We start from the raw sequence: 20752 nt of genomic DNA on the forward strand, positions 1-20752 counted from the left end.
CCATTGTTTTTACCAAGGAGTGACAAGAAATTTACCACTAAACGACAACTTATTTACCACCTAAACCTTCCGTATAATTAGTGGGCATATCGTACCGATATGACACTTTATATGGGAGGTTTTTTTATGATCCATTATCGCAAGATATTGGAATTATATGGAGAGGGCATCAGCCTAAGGGGCATTTCCGCCAGTACTGGCAACTCTCGGCAGAAAGTAACCGAAGTCATTGAATTGGCTGGAAAGAAAGGATTGGAATGCCCGTTAGAGGACGAAATGGATGATAGATGGATTGAAGAATTTCTATTTCCTGAAAAGACCATGGAAGGCTCCGGCAGGCAGCCTCTTGATTTTGAGTACATTCACAAAGAGTTGGCAAAACCCAATGTCACACTATCTCTCCTGCATCACGAATACGAGGCGCAAAGCCGTGCGAATAATACTATTCCTTACTCCTACCGGAGTTTTATACGGTATTACGGCAATTATGCTCAAAAATACAAGGCGACAATGCGTATTCGGAGAAAACCAGGTGAAATCATGGAGGTTGATTGGGCTGGATCTACACTTTTCATTATTGATAGGGATACCGGCGAAAAAGTGAAGGCATATGTATTTGTCGCTACATTACCGTGCAGTCAGTTTTCCTTTGCGGAAGCAACCTTTTCAATGGACCAGCATTCCTGGATTAACGCACATATCCATGCGTATGAATATTTTGGGGGTGTAACACAGATTGTGGTTTCGGACAATTTGAAAACCGGTGTAACTAAGCACACCTCCAGAGAACTTGTTTTGAATCCTACGTACAAGGAAATGGCCAATCATTACAATACAATAATTATGCCGGCACGAGTGCGCAGCCCTAAAGATAAAGCGAGTGTTGAAGGCTCTGTTGGTACGATTTCAACCTGGATCATAGCAGCTTTGAGGAATACACATTGTTTTAGTATTGAAGAATTAAATGTGGAATTACGGAAGAAACTTGAGGAATTTAACCAGCGTCCTTTTACCCGAAAAGAGGGATGCCGCTTTTCAGCATTTGAGGAAGAGGAGAAATTTGCGCTTTCCCCTCTTCCGGACACGCCTTACAAAATATCTGAATGGAGAACGGCAAAAGTAAGGCCTGATTACCACATTTCCGTAGACAGCATGTTTTACTCCGTACCCTACGAGTATATCAATCAGGAAGTGGATGTGAAGCTTTCCGATGATATGGTCGTTGTCTATTTTAAGCACATGTGGCTGACTTCACACAAACGATTATATGGGAGATTCGGTCAGCCATCAACACTTCCGGAGCATATGCCGGATAATCATAAGTTATTTATAGAACACACGCCCGAAGTTGCGATTGAGTGGGCGAGCAGCATTGGCTCTTCCACTTCCATTGTCGTGCAATACCTTTTAGATTCCTATCAGTCTGAAAGACAGGCATTGCAATCTATCTTTTCTTTAAAGAAAATGGAGCATCGTTATACCAAATATGAGATAGAAATCGCCTGTAAAATGGTGATTTCCATGACAGGAAGACCGACGGTCAAAAGCATTCAGACGATATTGAAAAGTAACAGGAAAAAAGACGCTGAACAGGAGTTAACACAAAATACAGAAGTAAACGAGACTAACTTCGGCTTCACCCGTGGGGCTTCTTATTATGGAGGAAAAGAGTAATGGTAAATGAGCATGTATTGTCAAAACTACAGGAAATGAATTTAGGAGGAATGGCCGAAGCATTCAGAGAACAATCTTTAAACAGAGAATACCAATCCATGAGTTTTGAAGACCGTTTCTCCTTGCTTGTCGATCTCGAATATTCCCGTCGGAAAAGCAATCATTTAAATCGATTAATTAAAAATGCCAGGTTCTCAGACTCAAAAGCCTGTATTGAGGATATTGAGTACCATGAGGATCGAAGGCTTAAGAAAGAACTCATTTTAAAATTGGCCAGCGGCCTTTATATCCAGGATCATCATAACATCATTTTAAAAGGCCCCACTGGCTCCGGCAAAACCTATATGGCCTGTGCATTGGGTGTTTCCGCTTGCCGTCAGCAGTATAAAGTGAAATATGTCCGCCTCCCGGAATTACTGGATGAACTGTCCCTGGCTAAATTGGCTGCCGACGGCAGCTATCGAAAACTAATCAAGAAATACACAAAAACAGATGTACTCATTCTTGACGAGTGGCTCCTTACGGACCTTTCTAAAGACGAAGCAAATATCCTGTTGGAGATTACAGAATCCCGTCACAAAACCGCTTCCACCATTTATTGTTCCCAAATTGACCCGAGCGGGTGGCATATCAAACTGGGGAACGGTACGATGGCAGAAGCCATTTTAGACCGCATTGTCCATGACTCATATCAGTTACTATTAGATGGGGATATTTCCATGCGAGAACGTCACGGATTGGGTAGAGAGGTGTAGGATGAAGGAGTTATTAACCATTCGGGAAGCTACTGCAATCCTACAATCTTGTGGAATAGAATGTCATTGGCATGAAGTGAAAAAATGGGCTGTAGAAGGGAAAATAAAAGCGAAGCATGAAGATAAAGTTTACAAAATTAATAAAAATGATGTTTATGAATTCCTCGAATTACTATGGAAAGGCAGCTCATATGAAATTGGAATAGATGATAAAACAAAGATAAGTAGGCTAATTAATGAGAACAAGGATATCAGGAAAAGAATTGTGCAGTTAGAGAAAGAAAACGAAAAACTAAGACAAAAGTTAGCCTCGTTGGAGTAAAGCATCAAAGAATAATGAAATCCCCTGCCACTGGTCAAATAGGCAGGGGTTTTAAATGAAAGTTTACTTTGGTAAAGGGTCTGGCGTTTGCCGGTAAAATCCTTGTCATTGTGTGGTAAAAAAGATGGCAGAGGTGGTAAAATCCTATGGCCGTAATCAATGGCAAATCAAAAACGGAACTATCACGTATTTTGGAAGAAGCGATACATGTTGATTTCGGATTACAAATTAAAGTATTAGTTCGTAGTATCGATGATGTAAGAGGGATTATTAACGCTATTCCTGACACGTGGAAAAATGACAAAGATATGAAAAGCGATGTCCTGTTTATATGGGAGGAAATTGATGATGAAACTGTACTTGAGAATTTAGTCATCAAACCAAATATTGACAAGGTAATGTATGTACCCGGCGCGATACTGTGGTCCTTAGACAAGAAAAATGCAACAAAAAGCGGAATGTCAAAGATAATTGGATCAAAGGTTTACAAACAAGTTACTGTACGAAATGTGAACACTGCTCGTAAGATATATGAACTCATGCAAGCTCAAAACAGTTAGACTGCCGATGATAATTGGACGTTTTGGACGAAGGTAGAAAAATCTTGGAGGTTTAGAATTGGATAGAAATAAGTTTTCAGCAATAGCACATAAAAATCATTCTCTTTATAATCCAATTAACGTAACAAAACTTAATAAAGTGATGGAATTACTTTCTCTAACCGCCAATGACAAAGTAATTGACATAGGTGCGGGAAAAGGTGAACTTCTTCTGCAAATTAGTAAAAAGTACAGTTCTCATTGCGTTGCCATTGAACAATATAGTGGTTTCATTGAGCAATTAGAGAAAAATGCCAAAAATAGAGGTATTCAAAATAACGTTGAGGTCATTAACCAGGACGCTAAGACAGCAATAAAGACATTGAATCAAGAGTTTAGTGTAGGAATTTGCATTGGGTCCTCCCACGCTTTAGGGGGCTATCGAAACACGATAGAATCTTTAAAAAACATAGTAGTAAAAGGAGGATATATTGTTCTAGGTGAACTCTATTGGAGAAAAAAACCGGATGATGAATATCTTGAACAATTCGGTGTTCAGGAACAGGAAATTTTGTATCATGCTGAAAATATCTTTAAGGCTGAGGAGTATGGATTAATTCCACTATGGTCTACCGTTGCCAATAAAGATGACTTTGATGAATATGAATGGCTGTATTCAAAATCTATCGAGGATTATTGCTATGAGAATCCTGAAGACCCAGATTGTTCTGCAATGTTAGAAAGAATTAGGTCCTGGAGAGAAATGTACTTAAAATGGGGGAGAGAGACCCTTGGATTTGGTATATATCTATTTAGGAATATTTAGACCACACCTTCAATGAGTTTAACGAATATATTTATTTTAACTTTGTGAAGAATTGTAAATTAAAGGGTGATTTAGTCCAGGAAGGATTAAGCACCTTTTTTGTTGAATTCCTTAATAAGCTAAAATGTGCAGTTAAAAAGGTGGAGGAATAGAATGAAGAAAGGACAAATTCGAGCAATTGCTATTTGTGTGTTCAGAAAAGATGATTCAATACTAGTATTTGAAGGCTACGACGAGGTAAAACAAGATTATTATTATCGTCCTATTGGCGGAGGCATCGAGTACGGCGAAACAAGTTCTAATGCATTGAAGAGAGAAGTGCTTGAAGAAATTGGGGCAAGCATAACTAACATCAACTTCTTAGGAGTAGTTGAAAATATATTTACCTATAACGGTGACCTTGGACATGAAATTGTCTTTGTATATAATGCCGAATTTGTTGAAAAGTCCTTTTATGAGAAATCTTCTTTCGTGGGATACGAGGATAACGGGGCAACCTTCACATTGTATTGGAAGCCAATAAGCGATTTTACAAAAAATAAATTAAGGTTGGTTCCAGAGGGAATATTAACTTTGCTTTAGAATGAAAAATAGGTTGGATACGTCTTGCTGTACTGAAGGGGGATCATGGGGACAAGCTTAAATTGAGAGTGGGGAATTATTATGTTGTTCCATAATGGGAATTTAAAAGTACGAAAATTAAAAGAGGAAGATAATGTTCTATTAGCAAAATGGCTCTCAGCCCCGTCGGTCCTTGAGTTCTATGAAGGTAGGGATAATCCTTTTGATTTAGACAAAGTGAATGAAGTTTTTTATGCTCCTGAAGATGAAGAAGTTAAATGTATTGTAGAGTATGATGGAAATGAAATTGGGTATATCCAATTCTATCAATTGGATGATGAAACGAAAAAAGAATATGGGTATATAAATGAAAACGTTTATGGAACAGACCAATTTATTGGAGAAATAGAGTATTGGAACAAGGGAATTGGAACATTACTTGTTACATCTATGATTGAATTTTTATTCGAACACAAAAAAGCAGATCGAATAGTTATGGACCCTCAAACAAGAAATACGAGAGCTATAAGATGTTATGAAAAATGTGGTTTTAAAAAAGTGAAATTACTTCCAAATCGTGAGCTTCACGAGGGAAAATATCAAGATTGTTGGTTGATTGAGTATCAAAAATGATATATTTCGACTTTAAGTCGCGGGTGCTTTCCTATAATTTATAATTTCATAAATTATATACAAATGGGAAATTTTTCTAGATGAGGTGTTTGATTGAATAAGTTAAGAACTGAAACAGAAAGATTAGTTATTCGATTACTAGAAGAGAGAGATTATTCATCTTGGCTTACCCAATATGAAAGTCGTTTACCTTCTCAACATAAATACGACGAAGGTAAACTGGATATGAGCATCTGTACGAAAGAATGGTTCCGGGATTTAGTTAATAAACATCATCAGATGGCTGAGGATGACAAGGTATATGTATTTGGATTGTTTAGAGAAGTAGATAATACTCATATTGGCTCTATAGACTTTTCGACAATCATGAGGGAAGAATATCAATGGGGCAGGTTCGGATATACAATTCATAACCACTTTTGGAGACAAGGTTATGGGAAAGAGGCTGTTAAAGCAGCAATTGATTTGGCATTTGAAAAATTAAATTATCATCGAATAGAAGCTCACATAAACCTTGATAATATAGCATCTATAAAGTTAGCAGAAAGTGTTGGAATGATTTATGAATGCACGAGGAAAGGATTTATATACGAGGACGACAAATGGACTGATCATCTAGTTTACTTTATAAACGCAAAGTAAACTTATTAAGTAGACAAGAACGATGATTCTGGCACACTCGCGCTTAAGAAGATAAAGTCATTTTTCTGGTATAAGAACGGTATTGCATTAAGTATATTATTTACCTATAAAAAGAAGGAGGAAATGTTTATGCTGTTTATGCTGATTGTCAAAGCCTCGCAGAATTCGGAATCGGGAAATCTTCCGAGTCCTGAGCTCATGGAAGCCATGGATAAGTACAATGAGGAATTGGTTAAGGCAGGCGTGCGGGTTATGGCTAAAGGGCTTCATCCAAGTTCAAACGGGATTCGCATTTCGTTTCCGAAACCAGGGGAAAAGCCAGTGGTTACGGATGGCCCATTTACGGAATCCAAAGAAGTGATTGCCGGGTTCATTCTGATTGATGTGAAGTCGAGGGACGAAGCCATCGAGTGGGCAATGCGGATGCCGGACCCTCAAGGATATGGGGAAGGCCAGATTGAATTGCGGCAAGTTTTCTAAGCTCAGGAGCTGACCGTATCCGGAAATGTTGCCAAGGAAGCGGACCTCTATTCCACAAAAAGGCGCTATTGTTTAAGTTCAAATGAAATTAAGGAACATATTTTTAAAAAAAGGTTTTACTTGCGTGAACTACCGACCACTTACCCTCCTTAATGGTTGCCTGAAGTGGAGGATTCTTGGGTAGGTCTTGGTTGGAAGCTGAAAATTGGAGGGCGTGATTGAAATGGCTAAACTTATCTACCCTATTAACGTATTTTTGGACGGTTACATGGAGGACGAGCGCGGCAATATTGAGTGGTCGATCTCCGATGACGAGGTGTTTGCGTTCTGGACTGACTTCCAGCGGCCGATTGGCACCTACCTTTACGGGCGTCGAATGTACGAGTCGATGGTGTACTGGGAGACGGCGAGCGCCAAAAAAGGCGACCAACCGGAGGAAATGTGGGATTTCGCGCAGATCTGGCGTGCTGCTGAGAAGATCGTGTATTCCCGGACGCTTCAGGCGGTTTCAAGCGCCAGGACTAGGATCGAGCGCAAAATCGATCCCGATGAGATTCGGAGGCTGAAAGAGTCTTCAGAAGCTGACATTACGATTGGCGGCCCCGAGCTTGCTGGGCAGGCGATGAGCGCAGGACTGATCGACGAGTGTCTTCTGCTTATTAATCCGATCGTCTTGGGTGGAGGTAAGCGAGCATTGCCGGATAACCTCCGCATGCGACTCGAGCTGCTCGGTGAGCGTCGCTTCCCAAGCGGCGTTGTTCATCTTCACTACCGCGTGATCGTCTGATCGCAACACTAGAGTGAATTTTGTTGAATTTCCTTATTAAGCTTATGTGGCGTTTGGTGGAACAAACAGGTAAAGCATTGGAGAGAAGAAAAAGTGGAAATGGAATTAGAAAAGGCTGTTGCTTTACGGAATAGTGGCCATCATAAAGAATCTAATGAATTACTGATCAAACTTGTGCAGGAGTTCCCTGATCATGCATCAATTAACTACCATTGTGCATGGAGTTTTGATTTATTAGGAGAAGAATCGAAGGCAGTACCTTTTTATGAAAAGGCAATCCAATTAGGGTTGTCTTCAATCGAATTGGAGGGAGCCTTATTAGGGTTAGGGAGTACCTTTAGGACATTAGGAGAATATGAAAAATCAAAAAGCATATTTCTAAAGGGGATTAAAACATTTCCAAACAACAAGGCCATTCAGATATTCTATTCGATGACCTTATATAATTTGAATGAACATAGCAAAGCAATGGAATTGTTACTGAAATGCCTGATCGAAACAACAAACGATGATGAAATAGTAAAATATAAAAAGGCAATTGAATTCTATTCAAATAAATTAGATGAGACTTGGAAATAATTTGTAAATCCGGACGCAAAACGGAAAATTCACGTCATATGAGTCCGAAGTTGCCTGATGTTTGGACTCAAAACGGAAAATTCACGTCATATGAGTCCGAAGTTGCCTCATGTTTGGGCACAGAACGAAAGTTCACGTCATATGAGTCCGAAGTTGCCTGATGTTTAACACAGAAACAAAGCTCACAGTTTGTTAGAGTGAAAACTAGGAGCTTTGTTTTAATTCTCAATCGTTTTATTCTTTTGCAATAGTGATATTACTATTATCGAAATTAATCCGAAGCCTGATCCTATGATAACTCCTGGAGCAGGATTATCTAAGGACAAACCAACACCAAACCCAATTAATAAACAAGCAATAAATGACCAAAATTTCATCTTTTTTCTCCTCCCTCTTGTTTAAGAAAAGTTTTTTTCACTTCTTTTATTTTCCCCCATGGCTTTAAATATGAAATTAATACTAAAAAACTAATGAAGGAAAAAGAGACTGCGATACCAATAAACAACATTTCACGGCTGTGGAGATATACAGGATTTTTTAAAGGATGGATCGTGTTAACGAAAATATCTCCTACCGTTTCGTGAATCCAAATACGCATATACATCGAACCAAACAAAATGGCTATAAAAGTAACTCCAAGTTTAGCCATAATCCAATAGTATTTTGTCACCCCCCAATGTGTACGAACAGCTAACCAAATTCCAGTGAAAAAGGAGCCAATTCCACCTGGAATGATTAAAAACCAATCAAAGAATTCAATAAACAAATGCGCTGCATATATATGTTCTCTCTCAGTAATGAAATTGGTTGAAATAGCCAATAATGTAGTCCCAAGCAGACCTCCTATAAATATAACTACAAAGAAAATATGCGATATTAACCACCAATTTTTTTGATTTTTATTTAATTTATTGTTCTTCTTTTTTCCTATCCAAACTGGGATAAGTATCAGCAATATAAGCAATAATGTTGTCCCTAAAAAAACACCTGCATCTTTACTCACTTTTAACTTCCTCTCATGTGTATTTGATAAATATGGACCTTATCTTTGCTTTTGAATCCTTATTTTTCGATGTAACCAGCGATTGAAATGTTTTTTAATTAATGATAAAATATCCTTAAGTTTATTTTATCTCGCGAGGTAAGGTAATTATAATTGGAGGTAGAAAATATGTCAACAACAAACGAAACATTAAGAATGAAATTATTAAATGCTCTAGATAATGAATTGCGAAATAATAGTTCAGCAACAATTATGTTTCATCAATCAATTGCCACCAAGTTAGGACTAAACCCAACTGATCATAAGTGTCTAGAAGTTATATTGAAGAATCAACCAATAACTGCTGGAGAACTTGCTGAGATAACGGGTTTAACGACAGGTACAATTACCGGAGTAATAAATAGGCTTGAAGGAGCAGGGTATGCTTTCCGAGGTAACGATCCACAAGACAAGAGGCGTGTAATTATTAGCGTAAATCAAGAAAAAGCAGAGAAAGAAATAGTTCCTCTATTCAGTTCTTTTGGTGGAGAAATTCATAAAATGCTATCTAAATACACTGATCAGGAACTTCAATTAATTCTTGATTTTATAAAAAATAGTAATCGCGTTCTTCTCGAAACGAGAGAGCGTATGTCGAAAAGAAATTAATAATAAACATATTTTCATTCATTAAAAAGGAGTGATATAAAATATGGAATCTGAGAATTATAAATTTACTGTTGTGAGAGCAGATAAGGTGGATTTTGATGTGAGGAAACAAATGTCTGAGATTTTTTCGGAAGGGTTCTCACAATGGCTCGTTTTTTTTTCAAAGGATAAAAATAAAATTGCAAAAGCTTTTGCTCATATGTTTGTTTTGAATCAATTTTATGTTGCGATAGCTAATAATAAAATTGCTGGAATGACAGCATGCACGGATGGTGCCGATAGATCGGTTCGATTAAATAAAAAGGAATTAAGGAAGCATCTAGGATTTTTCAAGGGAAGCATGGCGGGGATTTTTCTAAAGAAGGAATTTGAAGCGCCTTTTGAAGAATTCCCTCCCAATGCAGGATCGATTGAGTTTGTTGGAACAGCTTCAGAATTTAGAGGACAGGGTGTAGCATCTCAAATCATAAATCATATCATTGAAAACACTCCGTACAATGATTATGTCATTGAAGAGGTTGCGGATACGAATACTTCGGCAATGAATTTATATAACAAACTGGGATTTGAAGAGTACAAAAGAAAGCCACTTCCGGAAATTAGGGCTAAGAAAATTGGAATCAATAATTTTTTGTCTTTGAAATACGTAAAAAAGTAATATATATTTCTTTAAGATAATTGATAAAGTACCTTAAGTTAACGAAATGGGGGGATAAAATGAAATCGTATTTTGAAGCAATAACAAAAGATGTGTATGCTTTTTTAGTATGGGATGAATCCTGGAACTCATATAATAACTGTTATTTATTGCTTGAAGACAATGATAATTTCCTTATTGATTCAGGGAAGGTAGAACATTCTCAATTACTTTTCTCTGCACTAGATAGTAAAGGGATTTCCAAAAGTGATATTACTCAATTTATTGCCACGCACGGTCATAAAGATCATATCGGGGGAATGCAATTTTTAGAGGGTATAGACGGCTTTATTCATGAAAAAGATTTAGAATTGGTACCGGAAAGTCTTAAACAAAAACTGAAGACAAACCTCCCGGATAAGGGTTCAATTGCAGGTAATTTTGAGTGTGTTCTCCTTGGACACCATACAAAAGGTTCTGTCTTACTTTATCACCGTAAAAGCAAAGCATTATTTTGTGGTGACCATATTTGCTTCTTTGCCGAACCATTGAATGAAAATAAAGTTGTAGATACAGGTACCTATGAGAGAGAAAAGATTAAACAGTTCGTTTCAGATTGGTCTCAAAATGAAGAAATGAGAAAACAACGCAATTTTAGTTTATTTATCGAAGGTTTAAAGGCTATTAATAAATTTGAGGCTGAATATTTATGTACGGGACACGGTGTGATCATAAAAGGAGATATAAATAAATTTATTTCGGATTTACTTGATTTTGAATAGTAAATCCAGATTCTTTATTGAACGGGTGCTTTGATCTAGTAGGCTTAAAGCACCTTTTTTGTTTAATACCTTATTGAACAAACGGGGGATTTAGTGGAATAAGGAATATATTAACCAAATCGTCAGAATCTTTTATGCTCAAAGATCCAAAATGAACAATCCTGATACCCGTATGGTTCACTGAATTGCTGGCATTTTGATTTTCAAGGTAAACTCTTCATCTTTATAAACAAAATCCAGGAACCCATTGTGGTGTTTTACGATGTCTTGGATCATTTTTGTCCCTAGCCCTTCGTGTCCGTGCTGCTTCGTTGTTTTTCCATGTGTATGAAATAACTCATCCAGGATTTCGGTGGGGATTGGCAAGCTGCTATTGCTGCAAGTCAATATGTACAAACCTCCTCTTTTGTAAAATTGCAGGGTAACGAAGCCTTGTCGCTTATGCAATGCCTGCCATTCTTCACAAGCATCCAGGCTGTTGGACAAAAGATTGCCTAGAAGGGTTACAAGTTCTTGGTCGGTGAGAGGCAAGGTTGACACTGGCAAATCCAGGTCATACACAGCGGAAATACCGGAATCTTTTGCCCTCCGGTACATCTGGTTGAGGATTCCGGCAACGACCCCTTTTTCGCCTTTTATGGATAGGTTTGTTTCTTCATATCCCTCGACAAGACCCGAAAGATATGCTTTTGCTTGCCCGAATTCGTCTTTTTCCAGAAGGAAATGGATGGCCGATATATGCTTTAAGAAATCATGGCGTTCGCTCCTGACTAGCCGGAACGTTTCATTCATGTGAGCACTCTGTTCTTCAAATTGCTTTATCCTACGATTGTCATCCGCAAGCTTTTTTGCAAAGTAGAGCCGTATCCATTCAATCCCGGCAAAGATGAAAAGTTGCAGAAAACCAAGCCCAGAAACGAAGTGGGTCAAAACAAGCAGGAGCTGAAGCAAAAAGAACAGGCCGTTCCATATTACTCCCAAGAAAGAGATTCGAAGCAAAAGGCGTCTTGAGAGGTAAAAAACGACGCCTATGACAAAAACACAAGTTAGATAAATTGGTATCACAACAGGAAGATTCAGGATTAGGGCCTGAAAATGAATAATTCCAAGTACCGAGACCAAGCCCCAATAGTAAAAAGCTGATTTCAACTTCATTCTCCATTCCTAAAAGTAATGATTCTGCAAAAAGTCCACCTTTTCCTTTGTAATCATTGCTGTTTCCCCCATCCCGTCAAAGGAGACTATATACGAGTTTTTCGCATAAAGGGAGAAGTTTTTTACATAATGGATATTTATGATGAACGAGCGGTGGGAGCGGATAAAGTCCCGTTCTCTTAATTCTCCCTCCAATTCGTTAAGAGTCTGATAGGTTTTAATTGGTCCTGATTTTGTATGAATGGTTGTCGATCGTCCAGAACGTTCAATAAAAACGATATCTTTCTTCTGGATGATATGGATATCGTTCTTTTGTTTCAAGTAAAGCCGCCCGGCAATTTCGGAGGACCTCGTTTTCTCCTTCAGCCGTTCAATCGACTTGATCAATCGGTCCTTTGGATAAGGCTTCATGATGTAGTCATGGACATTCAGCTCGAATGCATGCACCGCATAACCGCTGCTTCCTGTGACGAATATAACCTCTATATCCAAAGCGTGCGAATGGATAATGTCAGCAAGTTCATAGCCTGATAGATTTGGCATTTCAATATCTGCAATCAATAAATCAATCTCTTCTCTTTTAATAAAACTGTAAGCTTCTTCCGCTGACAACGTGGAGAAAACAATTTCAACATCGGGTATGCCTCTAATAATTCCGTTCAATTTCTCCAGGTCGATAAAGCGATCGTCCACCAGTCCAACCCTCATATGTACCCGCCTCATTTACGAATCTTCATTCCGTTTTTATAAAATTAAATTAGTTGTTAATTTATTTTACCATCTTCAACCTGAATTTTGACCATTTCGTGACATGAAAAGGCATTTTCGCGACAAAACTGCAGATTCTGAGCACAACAGATTGTATGATAAAACCAAGAAGTATAAAAAATGAGGTGCGGAAATGATTGAAATTCATGAACTTACAAAAAAATTTCAGGATAAGAAACTTTCGGTAACAGCCTTAAAGCATGTTTCTTTTTCGATAAAAGAAGGCCAGGTGGTCGGTCTGCTAGGTGAGAATGGCGCTGGAAAAACAACCTTGCTCAGGACAATTGCGACGCTTTTAAGTCCTACCGATGGGAATGTAACGGTTGCAGGGTTTGATACAGTTTCAAATTCTGCAGAAGTGAAAAAAAGAATAGGTGTACTGTTTGGCGGCGAAACGGGCTTGTATGACCGACTGACCGCCCGTGAGAACCTCGTGTATTTCGCCACCCTCTATGGGCTAAGCAAGCATGAAACAAAGGTGCGAATCGATGACCTTGCGAGGATGTTTGGGATGAGGGACTATCTTGACCGGAAAGTAAGCGGCTTTTCGAAGGGGATGCGCCAAAAGGTTGCGATTGCACGAACTCTCATCCATAACCCGGAGATCATCCTATTTGATGAACCGACAACCGGGCTGGATATTACTTCGTCGAATGTGTTCCGCCAGTTGGTCCATCAGCTTAAACGCGAAGGGAAAACGATTGTTTTCTCCAGCCATATCATGGAGGAAGTATCGATGCTTTGCGATTCTGTGGCAATGATGCATAAAGGTGAACTTGTCTATCATGGCAACCTTGAAGAACTATACAAAAATGAAGGAAGTCGCGATCTTAACTATATTTTCATGAGCAAGCTTGTAAGGGGGAACGAAACATATGCTTCTTAAAATCTATTTAAAAGAAATAAAGGACTGCTTCCGTGATCGGCGTACATTATTATTAACCGTGTTGGTACCGATTGTGATGATGACCGGGCTAATTCTTTTTTATGAAAAATTGGTCTCTGACGGAGACGGGGAAACATATCAGCTTGCAGTTGCTGAATCATTTTCCAATGAAGAACAAGCCATTTTTGCCGGTTTTGAAAACATTGAAATCCTGAAATCCGCCAACCCTGAAGAGACATTAAAGGAAGGTGAGGCACAAGCTGCATTATTGCTTGATGATAATTTCCTATCAAATATTGAAAACGGAGAAAAAGCAACTATCACAATCATTGGTGATTCCTTTAGCCAGAAGTCCTCAACTTTAATGAGCTATGTGACCAATGCGTTAACCGCCCTGGAAAAATCGGTCATCTCAGAGAGACTCCAGTCTGAAGGCATGAATCCCGAACTTATTCAGCCTTTTACGATTGAACAAAAAGAAGTGTCCGAAGAAGACCCCAATATCAGTCTGATTGCCATGATGATTCCGATGATGCTGGCATTGGCAATCGGAATTGGAGCCGGTCCTGCAGCTTCCGATTTGTTTGCGGGGGAAAAGGAAAAGAAGACAATGGAGGCATTGTTAATGACTCCGGTCAGCCGTTTTACTTTGCTTTTGTCAAAATGGATGACAATAACCACTATTGGGGCTATAACCGGTATGATCACGTTGATCGTGGTTGCTTTGGAGATTAACTATTTAACAGAACACCTTAGAAACGCCGTCTCGTTCGGAGAAAATACTTCATTAATTATCGGTTTGGCTGTATTGGTATCTGTCATTTACGCAATGTTTACAGCGTCCATCCTGATGCTTACAAGCATTATTGCCAAAACTGTAAAGGAATCGCAAAGCTACAGCACGCCAATCATGATGCTCGCCATGTTCCCGACAATGCTGCTGGCCAACGTTGGCATCAATGAACTGTCTTTCCACCACTTCGCGATTCCAATCATGAACCTATTCAGCCTTTTGAAGGAGTTGGTGTTCGGGGTAATCAATTACGAGCACATCCTCATCACGATTTCCAGCAACTTGATATGCATGGCTGTAATCTTTATCATTGGAAGGATTCTGTTCCTGAAGGATAAATGGGTCATGAATTAGAAAGCAGGCCTACTCCCTAGTTAACAAACAAAAGACGAGGATGGATATAATGTGTATTATTACACAGGTCCAATCTCGTCTTTTTTTATGGACGTGGGAAATATCGAGTTTACTATGGTTCGATCTAAGAATCCGCATCTTCAACCTTGGATATAGATGCTTATAAAAGCCAGAACAATTTCGGCTTTGATGGTGAATTACTTATAGACAAACGGTACAGCCGCATTCCTGTTGAAGGTAAAACGTAAGCGAACACATTTAAGGAGGGTTTTATAATGTTAAGGAAGAATATGTATGTAGAGTAGATAAAGCGATAAATGAGGTGAGTTTCGGGGTCATTTATTAGGTGTTCTTACGTTTCTAATTCTATGCATTATTAGTATCATCGGACTTATGAATCATTTTAGGTCTAATCGAAGATATATATGTAAAGGGTGCTCACAGAAAATTAATGCCTTACAAATTGTGTGTCAACACTGTGGTACTTTTCTAGAAGAAAAATCGTTTGATGGGAAAGCAGTTAAATATATGGGCCGGCATTTTGATGGCAGATATCGGGAAGGGATGAAAAAGTTAGATAGACAGAATAAATTATAGGGCTATCTAAAGGGTTGGAATTTGTTGCTGCTATTTAAGCAGCTTTTTTTATTGTTAACGTGGGAGTTGATAAAGCATACAGTATTAAATGTGAAATAAAAACAGACAGGTTTCCCTGTCTCCCTTTTAATGGATATTCATTAGTTGGAACGCCGTATGAGGTGAAAGTCTCGCGTACGGTGTGAACAGGGGGAAAAGGGAGCGATAACCTCAAACCCTTGCCTATCTGTATGAACAAGGGTTCTTTAAGACATATTCAAATGAATAAGTAAATATGATTAGAGGAAAGGGAGTTTTTCGAGGAGGTTATAGAATGAACGGGGATGCTACATCTTTGCATGCTGATACCGGTGTTACATCTGGATTGTTTGTTGAGCGCTCTTTAAATGAAATTCGATTTTGGGCTAGGATCATGAAAGAACATTCTTTATTTCTTCGATTGGGTTTTAGAGCAGAAGATACACAACTAATCCAAGAAGCTAATCAATTTTATCGCATATTTGAACGCATCGAACAAACTGCGCATTCCCTTAATAATCAAACAGACCCCGAACAAATAAGAAGATTTAATTCAGAAGTACAACAAGCTGCAACGAATATTTACGTATTTAAACGGAAAGTATTAAGTCTAATTCTCACATGCAAATTGCCAGGAGCAAATAATTTCCCGCTATTAGTTGACCATACAAGTAGGGAAGCAAATTATTTTAGAAAACGATTAATTGAATTAAATGAAGGAAAATTACAAGCGCTTCCGGATGCCATTATTAAAGAGAATGTCTTCTTCTTAAGGATTATGGCAGACCATGCCAAATTTATTGGTCATCTCCTTGATCCGTCAGAAAGGAAACTAGTTGATGTAGCACGGAATTTCAGCAATGATTTTGATCAATTGCTGTATCAAGCAGTGGACATAGAATCTATGAAGCCACAATCTCAAACAGTTCCACTTTTAGATCAATTCCTTGATCAAAATCGGGTTTCGGTCGCATCTCTTAGGGACTTCAAGAAAACAGCCCGTGATTTAATTGAGCAATGTAAAATAAAGAGCATTATTCATCCTCTATTAGCAGACCACGTTTTCCGGGAAGCCGATAGGTTCCTTGAAATCATTGATATGTTTGACGCGCATCTTACAGGCGGTACCCGATAACCTAGATAACCGCTGAATGAAACATTTAAATATCAGAAAACAAGTGGTTAGTTAACTTGGTCAAAAGGATGGGATATTGATACAAAAAATTAGGCTGCCCTTTCGGGTAGTCTTTTTTTAAATAGAATGTTGATAAAAAAATCAGCTATGAATTGCCCCTGTTTGTCTCTCAAAATAGTGCGTATTACTCTTCAAATTCCACATCATTTTGAATAACATCGACATTCTCTTTAGTCTTAATAAATTCAGTCAACTCTTTAACTGAGGTTTCAGTAAGTTCGTAAGTTCCGCCATCGGAAGAATCCAAAGCTTGCATATAGCCCTTTCCGTTTGATGTGATCCATAAGTGATAATCTGTGTAATCTCCCTCGAATGACAAGATTTTGATTGATAACGATGGCTTAGTTTTTATTGTTCTATCTTCATCCAATTTCTTGGCATCATTAACGGCATTTACAAAAATGTGCTTGTCTTGTTTATGCAAAAGCACTTCAATCTGCTGATTTTTTATGCCATTTTCCCAATAATTCACGTCTACCTCTACAACATTATCAATTTCATTTCCAAAATTTATAAATAAAAATATAGCAATACGGAAAAGCAAGAAAAGCTTTATCATAAAACTCTCTCCTTAAAAGTTCTGCTTCTAATTATTCAAAATATCCTCTACCTTAATCTGGTTAAAATATTTAGATTTTTTTCATAGAGTTAAACCATTACTCAATACCCATTTTATTGGACAAGACATTAATTATCCTTTTTTAGGAAAAATATTTGCTCAGCAATATATTGTATCACCCTTACCTCTGTAAAAAGATTATTTTTCTTAAAGATAGGAAAAATAATTTTGAGGTGGAGTCATTCATGAAAATGCTAACCATATTAATTATTACGATTCCGATTTTGTTTTTTTGTTCAATTCCTGGATACGCTCAACCTAAAGAATGTCCTGTGTTAAGTGAATTGGAGCAAACATCCATCAAGGATAGAAAAGAAGTAATTGAAGCATTAACTACGCTAATACCAAAAACGTATGGAAATGGAATAGATGATTTTCCTGACATATACACTAAATGGAATGTTGTAACCGCCAAACCTTTTCCTAAAACAGTTGGTAATAAAGAAGAAGAAGCCTATTTTGGAATGGCTAAGAACTTTTGTGGCAAAGAAATTGCTGAAAAGTCATGGCTTGTACGTTTGGATTTCCCAAAAGCACCGGGAGCTAACTTAGCCCAAGGTCAAATATTTGTAGCAAAAAGTAAGGAAAAAGGATGGTTTGTTTGGTTTCAATATCATTAAACTGCATTTCCAACGGGAAATTATGGCCTTGGGAGATATCAAACCTATTTAAAGAGCCCTTTGAAAAAATTCTTAGTAAATTTGCCCCTATTGGACAAAATATGGTACGGGGCAGTGCTGCTAAAAATTAGCACTTCCCTATAAAAAATGAGGGAGTGAACTAAGATGGCTGATACAAACGACGGTAAACGTAAAACTAATGATAGCGGGTCAATAGCATTTAATGTAGGGGTGGTTCCCGGGGATACGATGGCTACTGCTCTTGATCCATTTGGCAGCGTTGCAAGTGCTCCTACTGGCCAATCGCTGGAAAACAGGTCTGGGGTAGGTATTGTTGATAGCAACAATGAGGACTCCGAAACAAAACAGGAGAAATAAGTTAAGTGGGGTTATGGCATGCGATGGACTTCCAATATGGGAGTCCATTTATTTTTAAAAGTTATTATTTCGATTTTTATATTCATTCAGTATGATTGAAAGTATCGAATATCTTTGAAAAGGGGTAATAGAAGATGATTTCTTTTAGAAATGTCCAATCTGCAGATTTAGAACAGCTGTTACATATTGAGAACGAAGGATTTTCAAAAGAGGAAGCCGCCACGAAAGATGCATTTGTGGAGAGGATTCAGTTGATACCTGATACATTTATTGTAGCAGAAAAGGAAGGGGAGATTCTTGGTTATATTAATGGGCCAATCATTAATCAATCTTACATAACAGATGATCTTTTTGAAAAAATCACAGAGAATCCGAAAAGAGGAGGATTTCAGAGCGTTTTAGGATTAGCGGTGGCCAAAAAGGCTAGAAATCAAGGAATTGCAAAAATCTTAATCGAAAAAATGGAACAGCTTGCAGCAGAAAATGAACGAGTAGGAATCACATTAACGTGCAAACAGGATTTAGTTCCCTTTTATGAAAAATGTGGATTTGTTAACCATGGCATGTCCGAATCACAACATGGAGGAGTGCGGTGGTACAACATGGTTAAGTTGAGAGAAAATAAAGATTGATCGTTCCGGTTCTACATACAATTCCTTACTATCGAGTAAAACAAACAATTCTAGGTTATTCAGTAACGGTTACTTTCAAATAATCAGTGCAGCCGGAGGAAAGAATTCAAGATGGATCGCTGCGGCGGTCTTTTTTGCTTTTTGTGCAGGTTTGTTGAAAATAAAACGTAAGCGAACACATTTAAGGAGGGTTTTATATTGTTAAGGAAGAATATGTATGTAGAATAGATAAAGCGATAAATGAGGTGAGTTTCTGGGACATTTATTAGGTGTTTTTACTTTTCTAATTCTATGCTTTATTAGCATCATCGGACTTATGAATCATTTTAGGGCTAATCGAAAATATATATGTAAAAAGTGCTCACAGAAAATTAATGCCTCACAAATTGTGTGTCAACACTGTGGTACTTTTCTAGAAGAAAAATCGTTTGAAGGAAAAGGAGTTAAATATATGGCTCGGCATTATGATGGCAGATATAAGGAAGGGATGAAAAAGTTAGATAGACAGAATAAATTATAGGGCTATCTAAAGGGTTAGAATTCGTTGCTGCTATTTAGGCAGCATTTTTTATTGTTAACGTGGGAGTTGATGAAGGATACAGTATTAAATGTGAAATAAAAACAGACAGGTTTCCCTGTCTCCCTTTTAATGGTTATCCATCTTGTCAGAAATAGATTTAAGGATAGTATTCCTTTCCTTCTGTATTTTAAGGAAATTTACTAAAAACCAAATCACAAAGACAATTGGAGCCACGTAAAATAAAATTGTTAAAATTGGTAGAAAAGCAAAAACTGTATCACCTGACATTCTTAACCCCCCTATTAGTTAATAATACCATAGGAGAGGAAGCCGTTTGTTATATTCAAAATCCAACTAATTGCTGTGATAAAAACATTATTTTTTGTATGTGCTAGTATTTTTGGCAAAGTAACACAGAGATACTAATGCAGTTCTTCCTAATTGAACTTACAGATTAGTGAAAGAAAGCTAAACAGGTATAATAGAGATAAATGTAATCTTAAGAGGGAATTGGGGCGAATCAGATGTCGCAAGATGGAATTGTTTTAGTAGCAAGTGTGTCAATCTTTAACGACGATAAAGTCTTGATTATAAAAGAGAATAAACCTACTGCAATTGATAAGTGGAACTTTCCAAGTGGCCATGTCGAAAACGGTGAGGACATTCTCTATTCAGCTCAGAGGGAAGTTAAAGAGGAAACTGGGTTTGATGTAAAACTAATTGGTACTACTGGTGTATATAATTTTGTTAGTAGTACTAACAATCAAGTTATTTTATTTCATTTTGTTGGTGAGGTTACAGGAGGTTCTCTAAATCTCGAAGAAGATGTAATTACTGACAGCAAGTGGATAAAAGTAAATGAACTTGTAACATTTGAAAACATAGACTTACGAGAACCCCGTGTAATAAGGCAAATAATTAATAACTTAATACAAGAAAAAATTCACCCAACTAGCGTGTATAATGAGCAACTAATTTGAATCGCCCTTGTTCAACTCCCAGTTGCTTTAGTCCAAGAAGGAGAAGTCACCTTTTTGTAGAATTTCCTTAATCGGCTATACATATTCGACTTCCTATGGTGCTAAGCGATTTCTCGGAGATGAGTTGGAGTCTTTTGAAAAACAATTGAATCAATTGATAAAACGAGTGTGTTTAAGGTACAAAAAAACACAAAGGTTATACTTGCCTTAAAAAATAACTGAGGTATATCGTATTCAGCTGGTGCTATTGCTTTTGGATGATAAAATGTACACATAAGGAGGCTGCATATGGGACGTGTAATCCTGATGATGAATGTGACGCTGGACGGTTGCTGTGACCACACGCAGGTGATTGCGGATGAGGAGCTC

At 37.8% G+C, this 20752-nt stretch carries 26 protein-coding genes; 21 read left to right on the forward strand and 5 right to left on the reverse strand.

All coding sequences use genetic code 11. The features are described 5' to 3' along the window. The first annotated feature begins 126 nt into the window (after positions 1–126). The 11 genes from istA (at position 127) to AR337_RS17595 (ending at position 7798) form a co-directional block, all read left to right on the forward strand. Positions 127–1674 (forward strand): IS21 family transposase, encoded by a 1548-nt coding sequence (gene istA, locus AR337_RS17545; RefSeq protein WP_059173343.1) that lies wholly within the window; start codon positions 127–129, stop codon positions 1672–1674. Beyond that, the gene (istB, locus tag AR337_RS17550; protein WP_059173344.1) at positions 1674–2429 is read left to right on the forward strand and encodes an IS21-like element helper ATPase IstB; all 756 of its coding nucleotides are present in this window, start codon (positions 1674–1676) and stop codon (positions 2427–2429) included. The genes istA and istB overlap by 1 nt, the downstream gene beginning before the upstream one ends. A gap of 1 nt (position 2430) precedes the next feature. After that, entirely contained in the window at positions 2431–2751 is a 321-nt protein-coding gene (locus AR337_RS17555) for a hypothetical protein (RefSeq protein WP_059173345.1), read from the forward strand. A gap of 146 nt (positions 2752–2897) precedes the next feature. Continuing rightward, positions 2898–3311 carry a DUF1697 domain-containing protein gene (locus AR337_RS17560; protein WP_082687053.1) on the forward strand — a complete coding sequence of 138 codons (414 nt, stop codon included), beginning with the start codon at positions 2898–2900 and terminating at the stop codon, positions 3309–3311. Between the two features lie 58 nt (positions 3312–3369). Then, positions 3370–4116 (forward strand): cyclopropane-fatty-acyl-phospholipid synthase family protein, encoded by a 747-nt coding sequence (locus AR337_RS17565; RefSeq protein WP_059173346.1) that lies wholly within the window; start codon positions 3370–3372, stop codon positions 4114–4116. Between the two features lie 153 nt (positions 4117–4269). Next, positions 4270–4698 (forward strand): NUDIX hydrolase, encoded by a 429-nt coding sequence (locus tag AR337_RS17570; RefSeq protein WP_059173347.1) that lies wholly within the window; start codon positions 4270–4272, stop codon positions 4696–4698. Positions 4699–4779: 81 nt separating this feature from the next. Then, complete coding sequence (locus AR337_RS17575) at positions 4780–5310, forward strand: GNAT family N-acetyltransferase (protein ID WP_172797566.1); 531 nt, start codon at positions 4780–4782, stop codon at positions 5308–5310. A gap of 93 nt (positions 5311–5403) precedes the next feature. Then, complete coding sequence (locus AR337_RS17580; RefSeq protein ID WP_059173349.1) at positions 5404–5952, forward strand: GNAT family N-acetyltransferase; 549 nt, start codon at positions 5404–5406, stop codon at positions 5950–5952. Positions 5953–6081: 129 nt separating this feature from the next. Further along, on the forward strand, positions 6082–6432 hold the full coding sequence (locus tag AR337_RS17585) for a YciI family protein (RefSeq protein WP_059173350.1): 351 nt from the start codon (positions 6082–6084) through the stop codon (positions 6430–6432). Positions 6433–6655: 223 nt separating this feature from the next. Continuing rightward, positions 6656–7219, forward strand: coding sequence for a dihydrofolate reductase family protein (locus AR337_RS17590; protein WP_059173684.1), 564 nt, complete (start codon positions 6656–6658; stop codon positions 7217–7219). Between the two features lie 93 nt (positions 7220–7312). Beyond that, positions 7313–7798, forward strand: a complete 486-nt coding sequence (locus AR337_RS17595) for a tetratricopeptide repeat protein (RefSeq protein WP_059173351.1) — start codon at positions 7313–7315, stop codon at positions 7796–7798. A gap of 218 nt (positions 7799–8016) precedes the next feature. Here AR337_RS17595 and AR337_RS23535 read toward each other — a convergent pair whose 3' ends face one another. Continuing rightward, positions 8017–8175 carry a hypothetical protein gene (locus AR337_RS23535; protein WP_172797567.1) on the reverse strand — a complete coding sequence of 53 codons (159 nt, stop codon included), beginning with the start codon at positions 8173–8175 and terminating at the stop codon, positions 8017–8019. Further along, positions 8172–8801 (reverse strand): hypothetical protein, encoded by a 630-nt coding sequence (locus AR337_RS17600; RefSeq protein WP_059173352.1) that lies wholly within the window; start codon positions 8799–8801, stop codon positions 8172–8174. Before AR337_RS17600 ends, AR337_RS23535 begins: the two co-directional genes overlap by 4 nt. Positions 8802–8969: 168 nt before the next feature. Between AR337_RS17600 and AR337_RS17605 the strand changes: the two genes are divergently transcribed. The 3 genes from AR337_RS17605 to AR337_RS17615 are packed head-to-tail and all read left to right on the forward strand — an operon-like array spanning position 8970 to position 10868. Then, positions 8970–9449, forward strand: coding sequence for a MarR family winged helix-turn-helix transcriptional regulator (locus tag AR337_RS17605; RefSeq protein ID WP_059173353.1), 480 nt, complete (start codon positions 8970–8972; stop codon positions 9447–9449). Positions 9450–9492: 43 nt separating this feature from the next. After that, entirely contained in the window at positions 9493–10107 is a 615-nt protein-coding gene (locus AR337_RS17610) for a GNAT family N-acetyltransferase (protein ID WP_059173354.1), read from the forward strand. Between the two features lie 59 nt (positions 10108–10166). Next, positions 10167–10868, forward strand: coding sequence for an MBL fold metallo-hydrolase (locus AR337_RS17615; protein ID WP_059173355.1), 702 nt, complete (start codon positions 10167–10169; stop codon positions 10866–10868). Between the two features lie 177 nt (positions 10869–11045). Here the strand turns inward: AR337_RS17615 and AR337_RS23845 are convergent, their stop codons facing one another. Both AR337_RS23845 and AR337_RS17625 read right to left on the reverse strand, forming a co-directional pair. After that, positions 11046–12023 carry a sensor histidine kinase gene (locus tag AR337_RS23845; RefSeq protein ID WP_082687054.1) on the reverse strand — a complete coding sequence of 326 codons (978 nt, stop codon included), beginning with the start codon at positions 12021–12023 and terminating at the stop codon, positions 11046–11048. Positions 12024–12032: 9 nt separating this feature from the next. Next, on the reverse strand, positions 12033–12731 hold the full coding sequence (locus AR337_RS17625; RefSeq protein WP_059173357.1) for a LytTR family DNA-binding domain-containing protein: 699 nt from the start codon (positions 12729–12731) through the stop codon (positions 12033–12035). Positions 12732–12924: 193 nt separating this feature from the next. Between AR337_RS17625 and AR337_RS17630 the strand changes: the two genes are divergently transcribed. The 3 genes from AR337_RS17630 (at position 12925) to AR337_RS17640 (ending at position 16574) form a co-directional block, all read left to right on the forward strand. Beyond that, positions 12925–13677, forward strand: coding sequence for an ATP-binding cassette domain-containing protein (locus AR337_RS17630; protein ID WP_059173358.1), 753 nt, complete (start codon positions 12925–12927; stop codon positions 13675–13677). Continuing rightward, a complete protein-coding gene (locus tag AR337_RS17635; protein ID WP_059173359.1) occupies positions 13667–14824 on the forward strand; it encodes an ABC transporter permease in 1158 nt (385 codons plus the stop codon). Before AR337_RS17630 ends, AR337_RS17635 begins: the two co-directional genes overlap by 11 nt. Before the next feature lie 910 nt (positions 14825–15734). Further along, positions 15735–16574, forward strand: coding sequence for a DUF2935 domain-containing protein (locus AR337_RS17640; RefSeq protein WP_059173360.1), 840 nt, complete (start codon positions 15735–15737; stop codon positions 16572–16574). Between the two features lie 184 nt (positions 16575–16758). Here AR337_RS17640 and AR337_RS17645 read toward each other — a convergent pair whose 3' ends face one another. Next, positions 16759–17193 (reverse strand): hypothetical protein, encoded by a 435-nt coding sequence (locus tag AR337_RS17645; RefSeq protein WP_059173361.1) that lies wholly within the window; start codon positions 17191–17193, stop codon positions 16759–16761. 245 nt (positions 17194–17438) lie between these two features. On the opposite strand from AR337_RS17645, the gene AR337_RS17650 reads away from it, so the two are divergent. From AR337_RS17650 to AR337_RS17665, 4 genes are all read left to right on the forward strand, one after another. After that, positions 17439–17873: a hypothetical protein gene (locus AR337_RS17650; RefSeq protein WP_059173362.1), complete on the forward strand. Its 435-nt coding sequence runs from the start codon at positions 17439–17441 to the stop codon at positions 17871–17873. Positions 17874–18038: 165 nt separating this feature from the next. Next, positions 18039–18251: a hypothetical protein gene (locus AR337_RS17655; protein ID WP_059173363.1), complete on the forward strand. Its 213-nt coding sequence runs from the start codon at positions 18039–18041 to the stop codon at positions 18249–18251. Between the two features lie 134 nt (positions 18252–18385). Next, positions 18386–18883 (forward strand): GNAT family N-acetyltransferase, encoded by a 498-nt coding sequence (locus AR337_RS17660; protein WP_059173364.1) that lies wholly within the window; start codon positions 18386–18388, stop codon positions 18881–18883. Positions 18884–19927: 1044 nt separating this feature from the next. Further along, positions 19928–20383 (forward strand): NUDIX hydrolase, encoded by a 456-nt coding sequence (locus tag AR337_RS17665; protein WP_059173365.1) that lies wholly within the window; start codon positions 19928–19930, stop codon positions 20381–20383. The last annotated feature ends 369 nt before the right edge of the window (positions 20384–20752 follow it).

Origin of the sequence: Bacillus sp. FJAT-27445, from assembly GCF_001510665.1 — a bacterium.
Lineage (GTDB): Bacteria > Bacillota > Bacilli > Bacillales > Cytobacillaceae > Bacillus_D.

Excerpts from the sequence above, each read along its gene's own strand:
- AR337_RS17610 (WP_059173354.1), top strand. The coding sequence starts at position 9,493 with ATGGAATCTGAGAATTATAAATTTACTGTTGTGAGAGCAGATAAGGTG.
- AR337_RS17625 (WP_059173357.1), bottom strand. The coding sequence starts at position 12,731 with ATGAGGGTTGGACTGGTGGACGATCGCTTTATCGACCTGGAGAAATTG.
- AR337_RS17555 (WP_059173345.1), top strand. The coding sequence starts at position 2,431 with ATGAAGGAGTTATTAACCATTCGGGAAGCTACTGCAATCCTACAATCT.
- AR337_RS17665 (WP_059173365.1), top strand. The coding sequence starts at position 19,928 with ATGTCGCAAGATGGAATTGTTTTAGTAGCAAGTGTGTCAATCTTTAAC.
- AR337_RS17605 (WP_059173353.1), top strand. The coding sequence starts at position 8,970 with ATGTCAACAACAAACGAAACATTAAGAATGAAATTATTAAATGCTCTA.
- AR337_RS17615 (WP_059173355.1), top strand. The coding sequence starts at position 10,167 with ATGAAATCGTATTTTGAAGCAATAACAAAAGATGTGTATGCTTTTTTA.
- AR337_RS17575 (WP_172797566.1), top strand. The coding sequence starts at position 4,780 with ATGTTGTTCCATAATGGGAATTTAAAAGTACGAAAATTAAAAGAGGAA.
- AR337_RS17585 (WP_059173350.1), top strand. The coding sequence starts at position 6,082 with ATGCTGTTTATGCTGATTGTCAAAGCCTCGCAGAATTCGGAATCGGGA.
- AR337_RS17635 (WP_059173359.1), top strand. The coding sequence starts at position 13,667 with ATGCTTCTTAAAATCTATTTAAAAGAAATAAAGGACTGCTTCCGTGAT.
- AR337_RS17570 (WP_059173347.1), top strand. The coding sequence starts at position 4,270 with ATGAAGAAAGGACAAATTCGAGCAATTGCTATTTGTGTGTTCAGAAAA.
- AR337_RS17560 (WP_082687053.1), top strand. The coding sequence starts at position 2,898 with ATGGCCGTAATCAATGGCAAATCAAAAACGGAACTATCACGTATTTTG.
- AR337_RS17645 (WP_059173361.1), bottom strand. The coding sequence starts at position 17,193 with ATGATAAAGCTTTTCTTGCTTTTCCGTATTGCTATATTTTTATTTATA.
- istA (WP_059173343.1), top strand. The coding sequence starts at position 127 with ATGATCCATTATCGCAAGATATTGGAATTATATGGAGAGGGCATCAGC.
- AR337_RS17630 (WP_059173358.1), top strand. The coding sequence starts at position 12,925 with ATGATTGAAATTCATGAACTTACAAAAAAATTTCAGGATAAGAAACTT.
- AR337_RS17640 (WP_059173360.1), top strand. The coding sequence starts at position 15,735 with ATGAACGGGGATGCTACATCTTTGCATGCTGATACCGGTGTTACATCT.
- AR337_RS17650 (WP_059173362.1), top strand. The coding sequence starts at position 17,439 with ATGAAAATGCTAACCATATTAATTATTACGATTCCGATTTTGTTTTTT.
- AR337_RS17590 (WP_059173684.1), top strand. The coding sequence starts at position 6,656 with ATGGCTAAACTTATCTACCCTATTAACGTATTTTTGGACGGTTACATG.
- istB (WP_059173344.1), top strand. The coding sequence starts at position 1,674 with ATGGTAAATGAGCATGTATTGTCAAAACTACAGGAAATGAATTTAGGA.
- AR337_RS23535 (WP_172797567.1), bottom strand. The coding sequence starts at position 8,175 with ATGAAATTTTGGTCATTTATTGCTTGTTTATTAATTGGGTTTGGTGTT.
- AR337_RS17655 (WP_059173363.1), top strand. The coding sequence starts at position 18,039 with ATGGCTGATACAAACGACGGTAAACGTAAAACTAATGATAGCGGGTCA.
- AR337_RS23845 (WP_082687054.1), bottom strand. The coding sequence starts at position 12,023 with ATGAAGTTGAAATCAGCTTTTTACTATTGGGGCTTGGTCTCGGTACTT.
- AR337_RS17660 (WP_059173364.1), top strand. The coding sequence starts at position 18,386 with ATGATTTCTTTTAGAAATGTCCAATCTGCAGATTTAGAACAGCTGTTA.